The organism is Paenibacillus sp. FSL H8-0282, assembly GCF_037963825.1.
Lineage (GTDB): Bacteria > Bacillota > Bacilli > Paenibacillales > Paenibacillaceae > Paenibacillus_AQ > Paenibacillus_AQ odorifer.
Genome location: NZ_CP150146.1, coordinates 250,823 through 265,064 on the forward strand (window position 1 = coordinate 250,823; position 14,242 = coordinate 265,064).

Here is a 14,242-nt window from a genome sequence, read left to right on the forward strand (position 1 = left end):
ATGTGGAGGTGAATAGTTAGCGAGTAGGTCTGTAATTGTCTTCTATAAGGACAGATAGTTATTGGGTTCATAACAGCTGGTTGGCTATTCTTATTATCAAATCCATTCATTTTCGAAGGAGAATTAGGAATGAAAAAAGCGAAAAAGTGGCTGGGGAGTATACTTGCCTGTGCAATGATAATGTCTCCTTTCCCCTCTGTAATTTCTGCAGCAGCAGCGCCATCGACTGTGGGATTCGGTGATACACAGGGTCACTGGGCACAACAAAATATTGCGAAGTGGGTAGAAAATGGCGTATTAAACGGGTATCAGGATGGTTCTTTTCATCCCAATGAAGGAATTACAAGAGCTGAGTTTGCTACGATCTTGAATAAGGTATTTGGTTTCTATATGAAGTCAGATCAATCTTTTTCCGATGTAAAAGCGACCGATTGGTATGCAGATCAGCTTTCGTTGGCACGATATGCTGGGTATTATGAAGGATACTCAGAGAATAAAGCACAAGCTACTGATTATATAACGCGTCAGGATGCGGTGACGATGTTGGCTCGGATATTTACTCTTCAAGACATTGAAAGCGCTTCATCGATGAGCGGATTTAGTGATTCCGCTCAGATTCAGGCTTATGCTAAGGATGCAGTTCATGCGCTCTCAGGTTTGATTACAGGGTATGAGGATGGAACCTTTAAGCCGCTTGGAAGGATCACCCGTGCCGAAGTTATAACGTTAATTAATAAAATAGTGAAGAGTTATTACTCGCAATCTGGAAGCTTTGAAGGAGGAATAGTTTTTGGGAATGTAGTCGTTAATCAGGATGGTGTTGTGTTAAAAAATGCAACGATAAACGGAAACCTGTATCTAACTGCTGGGATCGGTAACGGCGAAGTGACCCTTGAGGGTATTAAGGTTACGGGCACCACATTTATTGCAGGTGGCGGGATAAACTCCATTCTTATTAAGAATAGCTCATTAGGCAAAGTAAATATAAATCGTAAAGAGGGTGAGGTTCGTGTCCTCACGAGTGGTACAACCCAAATTTCTCAGCTAACGGTAGATAGTCTAGCAAGACTGGAGTTTGGAACTGGGACGATGATCACCACGGGAATTCTAAATAGCACTGTGGGGCTGATCCTAGGTGAAGGCGCATCGATTGCTAATCTAAACGTAGCTGTCAAAGCGACTGGAACCACTCTTTCCGGTCAGGGCGACATTGCAAAAGCGGACGTTAAAGCAACAGGAGTAACGTTGAACGGTAAGCCCATTGCTCCTGGCACAATTGTCATTATCAAAGGCAATCAAGGTCCTGTAGCAACGACTACCCCAGCGCCTACCTCGGCATCAGGCTCATCAACAACGCCGGTAGGTCCGACTAATCCAACCGCGGCACCTACAGCGACACCAATACCAACGGAAACACCGACACCAACAGCGACACCGACAGCAACAGCAACACCGACACCGACAGACCCGACGGGTCCTGTGGGACGTATCGAGAATTTAGCGGATGTTGATGCAAGTAGTGAGACTAGATCGCTATTCGCCTATTTACAGGATATCCGCGGCAGTGAGATCTTGTTTGGACATCAGCATGCTACTACAGAAGGACTTTCTATTACTGAAAAGGACGGAACGCAGTCTGAGGTCGAGAATGCAGTAGGCGACCTTCCGGGGCTGTTCGGCTGGGATACGCTTAGTCTTGAAGGTTTTGAGAAACCAGGCGATCTAGGCGCAACCCAGCTGGAGAATCGTGATAAATTAATCGGCGTGATGAAATCTGCTTATGAAAAAGGCGGCGTGCTTACATTAAGCTCGCATATGCCGAACTTCGTCACAGGAAAGGACTTTTATGACACCAAAGGGAATGTGCTTACGCATATATTACCCGGCGGTGACAAACATGCAGAGTTTAATGCATTCCTGGATATGATTGCGGACTTTGCGAATAACTTAAAAGATGATGATGGTAAAGCTATTCCAGTCATTTTCCGTCCATTCCACGAGCAAAATGGTGGCTGGTTCTGGTGGGGTGCGCCTTACCGTACGAAGGAGCAGTATGCTGAAATTTATCGTTATACCGTTGAATACTTAAGGGACAAAAAAGATGTGCATAACTTCTTATATGCGTTCTCACCGGGAAGTCCATTTAACGGCACAGATGCGACATTCCTTGAGACGTATCCGGGAGATGACTATGTCGATATCCTTGGCTTTGATAATTATTATGACGGAACCACTGAGGGTTGGTTTGATTCAGTCGTGAAGGATGCTAAGCTGATCTCGAAGCTGGCGGATGATAAGGGCAAAATCGCAGCATTTACTGAGTTCGGTTATTCGGGTGTGAAGCCAACTGGAACGAAGGACCTGAAATTCTTTACCAAGCTAATCGCTGCACTGCAGTCTGATCCGGATGCTAAACGGATGGCGTACATGCAGACTTGGGCGAATTTCAATACAGATTCTATCTTTGTCCCTTATAGAAATGCTCCAAACGGGCTAGGGGATCATGAACTGCTCCCTGATTTTGTAGACTATTATAATGATCCGTATACAAGCTTCAGCCATGAAGTGGCTATTGCGGATGCGTATTCGAAACAGGTAACTACAGAAACCGAGCAACCTTTTTTACACATTGCCTCACCAACGGCAAACCAAACAGTGCCCACGACAAAAGCATCGACCCTTCGTGTTCGTGTGTTGAATCAGGACGTGGATAAAGTAACCTACCTGATTGGGGATGACACAACAGAGTACAGCATGGCAGCTGACGCAGAAGGTTTCTATTACTTGGCAGATTGGACACCAGGTGTAGCCTTCGACGAAACTGGCGTGATGCTTACTGTTAAGTCCTATGCAAAGGATGGTTCTGTACTTTCACAAACGATCCAAATCTTTGTAAGTGACGTAGAGGGTAATGGGGACCCATTGATTGTAGATACTTTTGAGAATTACAAAGGGAATGATGAATTACTTCGTGCGGCATTAAGTCCTGCGGGTGATCTAAATACGATCTCACTTGATGCGGACCATAAAAATGATGGCAAGTATGGCCTGAGATTCGATTATAATGTGGATGGCCAAGGTTATACAGGTCGTACCAAAAACATGAATAATGCCGACTGGTCGGACGCCAACAAATTGAAGCTCTGGATTGCACCTGATGGCAGCGACCACAAGCTTGTTATTCAGGTCAATGCAAGCGGCATTTCTTTTGAAGCTTATCCTTCACTGGCAGGTACGACACCTGGCTTGGTGGAAATTCCATTCAGCCAGTTCGCTCCAGCGCCATGGGATACAGGAAATGCCGGTAAAGTAATCACTAAAGAGAACCTTAAGGACATTCGGGCAGTGTCTATCTACGTAAATAAAAAGGACATAGTAGCAAGTACGTCTGGTACGCTGTACTTCGACGATATTGCAGCGTTTAATGATGGAACGGGTGGCGTTCCTAATGGGGGCGAAGGCCCTGGCAGCACGCCAGAACAGGCGAAGCTGTTGTATGGTTTCGAAAAAGATACTCAGGACTGGACAGTAGAGCAAAATAATGCGAGTGCAAGCGCGGCGGTAATCTCGACTGATGAGGCTGCTGAGGGAACTCATTCGTTAAGCACCTTGTTCTCACTTGATTCAGATGGAGCTTTTGAGCTCAGCAAAAATGGCAGTCTGGATCTGAGCGCGGTTGATAAATTAAGCGCACAAATTAAACTGTCGAACGGAACAGCGGATGCACGTTTGTATATTAAGACGGGATCAACCTGGTCTTGGGCTGACAGTGGAGCTGTGAAAGTAGATTCGAGCGGATTTACTACGATTTCGCTCAACTTGGCAGGTATTGCAGATCTTAATACTGTAAAGGCCATAGGTATCAAGCTCGAGGGATTCAGTGGTACGGGAACTTCTACGCTGTATCTGGATGATGTTCGGACCCTGAAGAATGGTACCGCACCTGAAGCTGTCGTCTATGGCTTCGAGGACAATACACTGCAAGGCTTCAGCATCAATGTGGATGAAAATAATAAATATAATACAGCGCTGGCTCAGAATCTATCGGTGAGCAATGCTGTGTATGCTGAGGGAACTCATTCGATGCAAGCGGACTTAACATTGAATGGAGGGCAATTCCAGCTGCGTCGTATGGTGGTTACCAACTTAGCGAATGTATCAACAATTACGCTTAAAATCAAGGTTGTACCTATTGATGCAAGCGATGTTAGCGGTGTAATGGCTCAGCTGTTCACCCAAAGTGGCTCAAGCTGGGGAACATGGACTGCTTCTACGGCTACACCAGTAGATGCCAATGGATTTACTACAATAACACTGGATATCAGCAAGGTAGCGGATCGTAATTTGACCCAAGCGATTGGCGTTCAAGTCATGACCACAGCAACTGATCCAGTAGGTAGTGCTACCGTATATGTGGACGAAATCACGATTAAATAGAAAGTAGTAAAGCTGGAAGCGAACATTTTACGATGTTCACTTCCGGCTTATTTATTTAGCATCAAATTTATTCATTTTAAGTCGAGTATCTGCTTGAAATTAACGAAGCTTAATAGACCCGCCATCTACCATGATAGTCTGGCCCGTAATATAATCGGAATCTTCACTCGCTAGGAATACCGCAACACGCCCGATATCACTTTCCAGTTCACCCAATCTTCTCAAAGGGATTTTTGAAATCATGTTTTGGTAATACTCAGGGTTTGCTTCTGCCCATTCAATCATGCCAGGGGAATTAGCAATTGGAGCAATGATGTTTACGTTGATACCAAATGGACCAAATTCATTAGCGGCTACCCGGGTAATTCCACGGATGGCTTCTTTTGCAGCAGCATATGTTCCTTGATTGGTATCCCCGTTGAGGCCAGCGCCCGATGCAAAATTAATAATTTTACCTTGTGCTTCTTTTAAATACGGTAGTGCTGCTTGCATAAAATAGAAGGTTGGATAGAAGCCTGTATCAAAAGATAAATCGAAATCAGCCTGTGTAGTTTCTTCAATAGATTTCATTCTGGATGCGTGGGCATTGTTTACTAAAATATTTATTTTTCCAAATTTATCAGCTACTTGTTTAGCAAGGTGAGCTATTTTATCGTGTTCCTTGAGGTTCGCTTGAATAAAGATAGATTCAGGTTGATATTCTTGTAATTCTTTAATTGTTTCTTTGCCGGTTTCTTCATTGAGGTCAATAATAGCTACCTTAGCGCCTTCTTTAACAAAAGCCAGGGCCATCCCTTTACCAATACCGCCTGCTCCACCAGTAATAATAGCTACTTTTCCTGCAAGTCTGCTCATGTTGGTATCTCCTTTTTGTGAAAAAAATGTAGTATCTAACTCTTATCAGAGGTAAGGTGTAATTGTTACTTCGACTATATATTACCCAAAATAGTAGCTATATTTACCATGAAGTAGAAACGGCATCATTTACCAATATGAATATAGAGGGTGATGATGAACGTTTTAGTAGCTGATGAGGCCTATTCCAGCTCTTATGTACATGTTGAGCGATTGAATTAAGCGGCGCACCAAGTGATGAGCAATTGATGATTCATGTGTCGCTCCAAGTGATGCTGCAAGTGATGCAATAGGTGAAGTATTTATAGAGTAATTAGGGAGAACTTACCTGATTTTCGGCCGATTTAGTAACTAATTAAGAAATCCCCCTAATTATTAGGGAGGAATTCCCTGATTTCGTGCATTTAGAGTGAATATCGGCTATTTTCAGGGAGTTTTTCCCTAATTAGTTTAAACCCTACCGCAAGCCGTATGAAAAACTCACCTAGCAAGTCGCCCACCGCCCACTGCCTACACCCACCGCTCACCGCCCAACCGCCCACCGTCCAACCACCCAACGCAATATCAGAGAACACTACGCGTGGTATATAGTCATATGGCACAGTAAAATCCATTACTTTTCTATTCCATAAAAAAGAAGCTGCCCCAAGTAGAGTTCACTACTTTTGAGACAGCCTCTTATGGATATTTATAAAGGAAACCCCATCGAGATTACCGCACCACCATTTGTTCGGTTGCCTGCGCTGATCTGACCTCCGCAACGCTCGATGATTGCGCGGGAAATAGCCAGTCCAAGTCCGGATTCTCCGTCTTTTCCTTTTACAAAACGATGGAAGAGATAGGGAAGCAGATCGTCCGAAATTCCAGGGCCATCGTCACTTACGGATAACAGAGCCCGGCCCTCCTTGACCGAAACATGGATATAGATATGTTGATTAGCATAACGTGCTGCATTGGATACTACATTAAGAAGCGCCTGTAGCAGCTTATCCCTATCCGCACGGATCGTAAGAGAATCTTGATGATCGTGGGAGATATGGAGGGTTAATTCTTTTTTCATTAATAGAGGGTTCATTCTTTCGATGGTTTCTGTCAGTAGATCTTTTAAACAAATTTCCGTAGGCTTGAATATATCTTCCTCGCTGTCCAGCTTCGCAAGTAAAGTCATTTCGGACACGAGCTTCTTCAAGCGGCTGCTTTCGCTCATGATAATGTCTAGCCCTTTTACTACATTCTCACCTTCAAAAACACCATCCTTAATCCCTTCAGCGTAGCCGGAAATGGACATTAAGGGGGTTTTTAATTCATGAGACGCATTCTGGAAAAATTGTTTCTGCACATGGTTGAAACGATTTAATTCATCTGCCATGTCATATACCGATTGAGCGACGGATCCAAGCTCTCCACCAGCTTTAATTAATTTAACATCTGAGAAGCGGCGTTCTTTGACTTTGCGGAGTTCTTGTTGCAGCCTCATTAGAGGTTGAATCAGCTTCTTGGTGATAAATAGGCCAAATAGGAACATAAATGCTCCCGCTGCACTGAAAACGATCAGCAGTCTTTTGAGCAAAGCTTGTTCAATAGCAGTGACTGCGCTCATAGGGGTTAGTAAAGTTAGCGTGCCTATAGGTGTAGCCTTCACTTCAGTAATATACCGTGTATCTGTTCCATTCCAAATGTTCTGGAGCTCAGTGGCTTGGCCTGTGACACTCTTGGCATCGTAGTTTATTGCAATTGAACTCATCTCTGATGATGTGGACAAGACTTTTCCTGACTCATCGCTAAGAATGGCTTCGACGCCTGCAGTGCTTAGAGAAGGTATGGTCACGGGCAGAGCTTCCAGCTGAGTGCCAATCTCCCCGATGTATTTACTTTCTTCAGTCAATGTAGCTGACATCGCCGCACCAATGGTTCTTAAATCCTCTTTTTGTGTTCCGACAAAATGGTTGAGTAGTACAAAATGGATCACGACAGCAGTAATAGATAGTAGCAATACCAATGCAATACTAAAGGCTAAATTAATCTGATGTGCTAGTTTCATTCGTATGCTCACCCCCATCTGTTCTCATGCGGTATCCGTGTCCCCATACTGCCTCAATGGGCAAATGCTCCAGTTTTTTGCGCATCCGTTTAATGAGATGATCCACGGCGCGATCACTTCCAAAATAGTCGTCCCCCCACACATAGCTCAGCAGCTCATCTCTTGTAAATGCCCGGTTAGGGGCATCGGCGAATACTTTTAGCATGGTGAATTCCTTGCTGGTCAAGTCTACCTCTTCACCACACCAGAATACACGTCTTTCTTCCGGCAATAGTAGAAGCTGGTCGATTTCAAGACGGGTGGAAGTGGTCTGACTGTGCAACTTTTCGGCCTGATTACTCAGTTTGTACCAGCGTTGAAGCTGCCGTTTGATCCGGGCGACTAACTCACGAGGACTGAACGGCTTGACTAGATAATCGTCACTGCCAAGCTCCAATCCTAATATTTTATCCACTTCATTATCTCTTGCGGAGATCATAATGATCGGTACTTCGGCTTCGTTACGAATCCTTTTACAGAACTCATAACCATCCATGCCGGGGAGCATAACATCAAGTACCCACATATCCGGGGGGCTTGTCTGCCACAAGGTCCATGCTTCCTCAGCGCTGCCAAGGCCGATGGTGTGGTAATTTTCTTTTTGTAAATAAGCTTCAACAAGATTGCGTATATGTTCATCATCGTCGACTACGGCAATGAGGTATGGATTATTCATTTAGGGTTACCTCCAGATTATTCTCCTACAAGTATATCAATCCAGAGGTGGGTAGGGGCGGCTGCCATCGTTTTTCCACAAATTAACCAATGTTCTGCCACACCCATTATGTAAGCTTGGTCTTGTAAGATCATTCGAATCGACGAGGAGTGTTGTATTTATGAATCAACAGATGTTATTTAAAAAGTTAGCGCTGTCCGCCCTGCTAGTGTCCGCCGTTGCTGCACCGTCTGCAACGAACGCAGCAAGTGGAGCTCAAGACGGAAACACGAAAACAACGGCCGCAGCCGTGGTTACTGCTGCCTCTAAAGGAACAATTGCCACTAAAGTAACCACTATTGATTGGGTAGATCCCCTAGAGTTGGCTAAGACCTACGCACCTAATACCCAAGAAGATTGGAAGAACACCTTGGATCAGTATTATAAGGTTGCTGGATTTAGTGTAACCGCACTTGCCGAGCTTGTGCCTGCGGAACTGGTGGAGGGAGTTCAATTATCTAAAGAAATACTATCCACCGAAGCTCTACCTGCAGGATATATTGAAGCTGGTCGTAACCTTGAAGTAATACCTGTAGTCGATGATATGCAGGTAGATAGCAATATCACTATCTCAATTAAAGCTGTAGACGCGACTTCAATTGCTATTTCCATTCCAGATCTTAGCGACGCGGATAAAGCTTTTTTCAAAGCCCAAGATGATCTGAATAGTGCCGCTAAATCCAAAGATGCGACTGTGATCAAGGAAGCTTTAGCTAATCTGTTGGATCAATATAAAGAGAAAATCAAGGAGCTTGAAACAGCCAAATAACAGCGATTAGCGAGGCTTGCTACAGAATAGAGATACTGAAAAGGGTAAAGATAAAAGACACCTCGCGGGGTGTCTTTTTTGTATGCATATCAATCTTCACGCTTTGCCTGTGGCCCTTACTTGCTTCCGCCAGTTCACACCGATCACCCCGGCGATGATCATCACTGTACCGGTCCAATGGTACCATTCCAGTTGCTCATTCAGCAGAAGTACACCACCGAGAATAGAGACAACTGTTGAAAGACTGCCGAAAATGCTCACGCGTGAAGCTTCCATCCGTGATAAAGCATAGTTGGAGAGGAAGGAGGTTACGAGGGAGGAGAGTACGCCGAGATAGAGCATGGAGAATATAAATTTTGGCTCTTGAAAAGGTGTGAAATACTGACTCAAGGTTCCTGCCGAACCATGCTTAATGATCGACAGTCCATTAAAAAATATAAATCCGAACAAAGTAATCATATAGGTAAGTTCTTTGGGACTCCAGGTACGTGTCAGCTTTCGAGCTGCAACATTATAACCGGCAAGGGATAAAGCTGAGATTAGGATGAGTAAGACGCCCCAAAGACTAGAAGAAGAGATACTCAAACCTGGAATGGCAAAGATAAGAATAATGCCTGCAACTGAGATTAATGTAGAGATCTTTTGGAAGCTGCTCGTGGTTTCCTTCAAGAACATCGCCGCCAAAAGGATGGTGAAAATGGGCATTGTCGCCTGAATAATACCCGCTACAGCGGAGGTTGTATACAGAAGTCCATACGCTTGGAGGGTGAAATACAACGCTGGATACATTAAAGCCAGTGGGATTATCACTGCTGCCTTGGATATTCCAAACTTCACCCGCCCCCACCCTGGAAAAGTAAATAAAGAAGCGGCAAGGAAAGATAACGTGAAGCGATGAGCTAGCGTATCAAAAGGATCCGAGACGGTTAGAGCCATTTTTACAAATATAAAGGAAAACCCGACGATAATAGCATTCATGACAGCTGCTGCTATCGCTTTTTGAGTAGAAGATGTATTCATTAGTAAAGACCTCCAAAGTGTTGCGCGCATTTAGGTACCGGTCCTGTTCTGCTCTTTATTCTAAGGCTAGAGTAGCTGTGTTACAATGTAATTATTATTCATCTGTACCGGTACAGAATAAGCTTGGAGGAAGGTGAAAGGGATGTATAAGTATTCGGAGTTAATCAACGAGCTGGAAGCGCAAATTGCCGAGGATGCGTATCGTGAGGGAGATAAATTACCGTCTATCCGGGAGTTGTCCTTACGTTATGGATGTAGTAAAAGTACGGTTATTCGCGCGTTACAGGATCTTCAGGACAAACATTTAATCTATGCCGCCTCAAAAAGTGGTTATTATGTCATGAAACGAAGCGGACAGCGAAAAGACGAAGGTGCACATTGGATCGATTTTACGGTGTCTGCACCCGACCCGGATATTTTTCCGTATCTGGATTTCCAACATTGTATTAATAAAGCGATTGATATGTACCGCAATGACTTGTTCATCTATGGAACGCCGCAGGGGCTTCCTTCTCTTATTCGTGAAATGCAGCGGCATCTGGCTTCTTATCAGGTATTTGCCAATCCGGATCAGATTTTTATTACCTCAGGTGTGCAGCAGGCGCTTGGCGTATTGACCCGAATTCCTTTTCCGAATGGCAGGCAGCGAGTGCTGATTGAGCAGCCGAGTTACCCGTTGTTTATGGAATATCTGAAGACGTATGGCATTGAGACAGAGGGAATAAAGCGTTCGGATGCTGGGGTGGACTTGAAAGAATTAGAACGGTTATTTAAGACAGGCCAGTTCAAGTTCTTTTATACCGTCCCGCGATTTCATAATCCGCTTGGCGTCTCCTATACCCGTCCCCAGAAGAAGGCGATTGCTCAGCTAGCAGCTAAATACGATGTATACATCGTTGAGGATGACTACATGGCGGACTTGGAGCAGGATGCAAAAGAGGATCCGATCTACGCTTATGACGATGCTTCCCATGTGATCTATTTGAAAAGCTTTTCCAAAATTATATTTCCGGGTCTGCGTGTCGGTGTCGCTGTACTGCCAGCGGTCCTGTGTGACTCTTTTAACCGATTCAAAAGACTGATGGATATAGATAGCTCTATGCTGTCTCAGGCTGCCCTGGAGTTGTATCTGAAAAGCGGAATGTTCGAGCGCCACCGAAAAAAGATGCGTTCCTGCTACGAAAAAAGATCCACGCTGCTCCATGAATCGATTATGAGAGAGTTAGATACAGCGACAGCACAACATTATTCCTACCATCCAACCGGCCAGCTTGGTGTGCATACGTATCTGAAGCTTAGTGACAGCATAAAGACAGAACAGATGATCAAACGTCTGCAAAAAAAGTTCATTCGCATCGAAATGGCGGACAGCGGGTATCTGCCCTCTTTTAATAAAGAGAAGATTCTAAAGCTCAATGTATCCAGTGTAAAAGAGCCGGATATTCGCTTTGGCATTGAACAGGTAATGCAAGAAATACGCTGAGAGCGCAGCAATAAATGAGTGGATGATAATGGTGGAAATGCTGGGAGCCCATTGGAGTAGAAACAAAAAAGCGTTCCTCCAGTAACAGGGATCGTTTTTTTGCGTTGTGGGTCGTTGGCAAATCTGGCAGCAGTGAACTGATGGACAGCAGATCTCATTATCGGTACAACTCGCAGTAATCTCTGGTTCTTCTATAAATATCCGAACACATTTTCTGTGCAATCTTCGGCCGAGTCATGCGGACCCAGATAACGTTATTTGCTAGTTTTTAGCCTTTGAAGCAGGTTTTCGGACACCAGCGCCGCTATTCAATTAGAAAGGGGTTATATTGGGTGGTTTTCATGCTAATAACGGCTATGGGGTCCGCTAGCACTCTAAAAATGTGAAAAAGCCGCTTTTAAGGTCAGCTGTGTCCGATAGCGAATTCGCTAAGTGCAAATTACCAAGATGCTTTATTCATTTTTGCTTCGGTAGCGAGTATCAGCAACAAGCGCAAAAAAAGAGACCGGGTTCGGTCTCTTTTAGTTATTTCTCGATAGGAGGTATGAATTAATTCGCAAAAAAGTTCGGCAGGAATTCTTTATTAGCTTCCAGCATTTCGTCCAGCATCCGAATCGCTACGTCCACGGACGGAACAAGCGGGTGATGTGCGAGCGCCTGAAGGGCAAGGGCGCGGTCTCCGGTTACAGCGGCGTCAATCGCCAGCTGTTCATAGGTTTTGACAGCATGAATGAGTCCTTTAGCCATGGTTGGAATTTTGGTCAGTGGCAGTGGTAGCGGGCCGTTTTTAGTGACCACGCAGTTCACTTCAATGCTGGCGTCATCTGGCAGGAAGTCCAATATGCCATGGTTTGCGACATTTAGGGTCTGAATGTCGTTTGATCCGTTATGGAGCGATCTCATGAGATTAACAGCTGCTTCTGAGTAAAAAGCACCGCCGCGCTGTTCCAGCTGCTTCGGCTTCTCGCTTAGCTCTAGATTGCCATAAAGCTCGAAGAGCTCTTCTTCTACACGTTTAACGACTTCAGCACGGTTAATGCCTTGTTTATGGGATTCTATCTGCTCTTCGAGCATGGCATCGGTCATATAGAAATATTTTAAATAGTATGAGGGCAGTGCATGAAGGGATTGCAGGAATTCCGGGTTCCATTCTCTTGCTGGTACGTTCTTAGCGCTGTAGCTGGTTGTATCTGCAAGCATATCGTCCAGCTTGTCTTCACCTTCAACATCGATACGAGTAATCCAGTGCAAGTGGTTGAGGCCCACAAATTCGGCATATACACGGTCTGCTGCTACATTATATTTGGCAGAGACTTGCTTGATCAGGCCGATAGGTGCGTTGCACAGGCCAATACTTTTTACCTTAGAATATTTCAGAACGGCTTCGGTGACCATCCCAGCAGGGTTAGTGAAATTGAGCAGCCATGCGTTGGGAGCCAGTTCCTCGATATCACGGCATACATCCAGAATAACAGGGATGGTGCGCAGTGCTTTCATCATTCCCCCAGGACCTGTTGTTTCTTGGCCAATAACGCCATATTTGAGCGGAATCGACTCATCACGAGCACGGGCATCAAGCATGCCGACACGCATCTGGGTGCTGACGAAATCGGCGCCTTCGATCGCTTTACGGCGGTCTGTTGTCAGATGAACCTCAATCGGAAGGCCTGATTTCTCCACCATACGTTTTGCCAAGTTACCTACAATATTCAGCTTGCGAAGACCAGGCTCAATATCTACAAGCCATAATTCGCGCACGGGAAGTTCTTTATAGTGAAGAATGAATCCCTCTACTAATTCTGGGGTATACGAAGAACCTCCACCGATAACTGCAATCTTTAATCCTTGGTTAGCTGCCAAGATTAATCACTCCTGTCTTGTAGTTTGTTTGATCGATTCATAATCCTGAAATTTCCGCATTTTCTCATATACTTCACTACTAATGGTCAACCCATCTTGATCCATAGCTGACCATACTGCACCGACTACAGGCTCTGTGGCAAGGGTAACCACGGTTGCCTGAGGGGCTGCAGCGTGTACAGCTTTCTCGATAGGCTGGCGAATCCAACCGCGATCCCCTCGGGTTAGCAGACTTCCTGCCAGCACCACATCGAAGGCCTCCTGCTCCATGCCTAGCTTGTGAATGATAGCTGCCGCAGACTTACCTAGTTCAACCCCTTGCCGATGTAAAATCTCCAGCGCTACGGCATCTCCTTCAGCTGCTGCTTCAAAGAGCAGGCGGGCAACATTTACGGGGACTTTTTTCCAATGATCAAGGAAATCGTGAAACATATGCCCAACTTCCTCATAACCTAACATTTTTAGCAGTAAGCCTGTTAATAGGGTGGGCTGTTCCCGGCCGTCCCAAGCTCGGATAACGGAACGAAACACCTCAATATTGAGTGCGCCACCCCCGCCAAAATCACCGTACATATAGTCAAAGCCGCCGCATTGATAATGCTCTCCCTGCAGGTTTCTGCCTGCTGAATTGGTGCCGGTGCCGCAGATGAGCGCGACACCATATGGGCGATTCGTTCCGGCGCGTAGACCGATCATAGTGTCACAGTTAATGGTGTATTTGGTGAATCCTATCTGGCGTATCATCGGATGGAGAATAGCATAGTCGGCCTCGCGATCAGCACCGGCAAGTCCGAGATAGGTATGCTGGATGTCTTCCAACCGGAGTCCGGCTTCAGCCAGCGCCCCGAATGTGGCCTCTTGAATACTGTTGGCGGCCTCAAGGGCGCCTGTCTGGTGGTTGCCGTTACCACTCTTGCCTTTGCCAAGAACATTGCCATGTTCATCGCTTAGCAGAGCATAGGTTTTCGTGCCTCCCCCATCGATCCCCAAGTAGTAAGTCAATGGTCGTCACTCCTAGTGTAT

General features: G+C 45.3%; 9 protein-coding genes. 3 read left to right on the top strand and 6 right to left on the bottom strand.

The window, feature by feature from the left end:
• Nucleotides 1-129: 129 nt before the first annotated feature.
• Entirely contained in the window at nucleotides 130-4,437 is a 4,308-nt protein-coding gene (locus NST94_RS01160; RefSeq protein ID WP_339281553.1) for a glycosyl hydrolase, read from the top strand.
• Between the two features lie 99 nt (nucleotides 4,438-4,536).
• On the opposite strand, the gene NST94_RS01165 is transcribed toward NST94_RS01160, so the two are convergent.
• The 3 genes from NST94_RS01165 to NST94_RS01175 all read right to left on the bottom strand — a co-directional run bounded on the left by NST94_RS01165 (nucleotide 4,537) and on the right by NST94_RS01175 (nucleotide 8,048).
• Complete coding sequence (locus tag NST94_RS01165; RefSeq protein WP_076303204.1) at nucleotides 4,537-5,292, bottom strand: SDR family oxidoreductase; 756 nt, start codon at nucleotides 5,290-5,292, stop codon at nucleotides 4,537-4,539.
• Between the two features lie 688 nt (nucleotides 5,293-5,980).
• The gene (locus NST94_RS01170) at nucleotides 5,981-7,333 is read right to left on the bottom strand and encodes a HAMP domain-containing sensor histidine kinase (protein ID WP_076303203.1); all 1,353 of its coding nucleotides are present in this window, start codon (nucleotides 7,331-7,333) and stop codon (nucleotides 5,981-5,983) included.
• On the bottom strand, nucleotides 7,311-8,048 hold the full coding sequence (locus NST94_RS01175; protein WP_076186250.1) for a response regulator transcription factor: 738 nt from the start codon (nucleotides 8,046-8,048) through the stop codon (nucleotides 7,311-7,313). Before NST94_RS01175 ends, NST94_RS01170 begins: the two co-directional genes overlap by 23 nt.
• 160 nt (nucleotides 8,049-8,208) lie before the next feature.
• On the opposite strand from NST94_RS01175, the gene NST94_RS01180 reads away from it, so the two are divergent.
• Entirely contained in the window at nucleotides 8,209-8,856 is a 648-nt protein-coding gene (locus NST94_RS01180; protein ID WP_076303202.1) for a hypothetical protein, read from the top strand.
• A 96-nt stretch (nucleotides 8,857-8,952) separates the two neighbouring features.
• Here NST94_RS01180 and NST94_RS01185 read toward each other — a convergent pair whose 3' ends face one another.
• A complete protein-coding gene (locus NST94_RS01185) occupies nucleotides 8,953-9,876 on the bottom strand; it encodes a DMT family transporter (RefSeq protein ID WP_076303201.1) in 924 nt (307 codons plus the stop codon).
• Nucleotides 9,877-10,018: 142 nt separating this feature from the next.
• On the opposite strand from NST94_RS01185, the gene NST94_RS01190 reads away from it, so the two are divergent.
• A complete protein-coding gene (locus NST94_RS01190; RefSeq protein ID WP_076303200.1) occupies nucleotides 10,019-11,359 on the top strand; it encodes a PLP-dependent aminotransferase family protein in 1,341 nt (446 codons plus the stop codon).
• A gap of 549 nt (nucleotides 11,360-11,908) precedes the next feature.
• Here NST94_RS01190 and NST94_RS01195 read toward each other — a convergent pair.
• Nucleotides 11,909-13,219 carry a 6-phospho-beta-glucosidase gene (locus tag NST94_RS01195; protein WP_076303199.1) on the bottom strand — a complete coding sequence of 437 codons (1,311 nt, stop codon included), beginning with the start codon at nucleotides 13,217-13,219 and terminating at the stop codon, nucleotides 11,909-11,911.
• Between the two features lie 6 nt (nucleotides 13,220-13,225).
• The gene (locus NST94_RS01200; protein ID WP_076303198.1) at nucleotides 13,226-14,221 is read right to left on the bottom strand and encodes a BadF/BadG/BcrA/BcrD ATPase family protein; all 996 of its coding nucleotides are present in this window, start codon (nucleotides 14,219-14,221) and stop codon (nucleotides 13,226-13,228) included.
• Nucleotides 14,222-14,242: the final 21 nt, after the last annotated feature.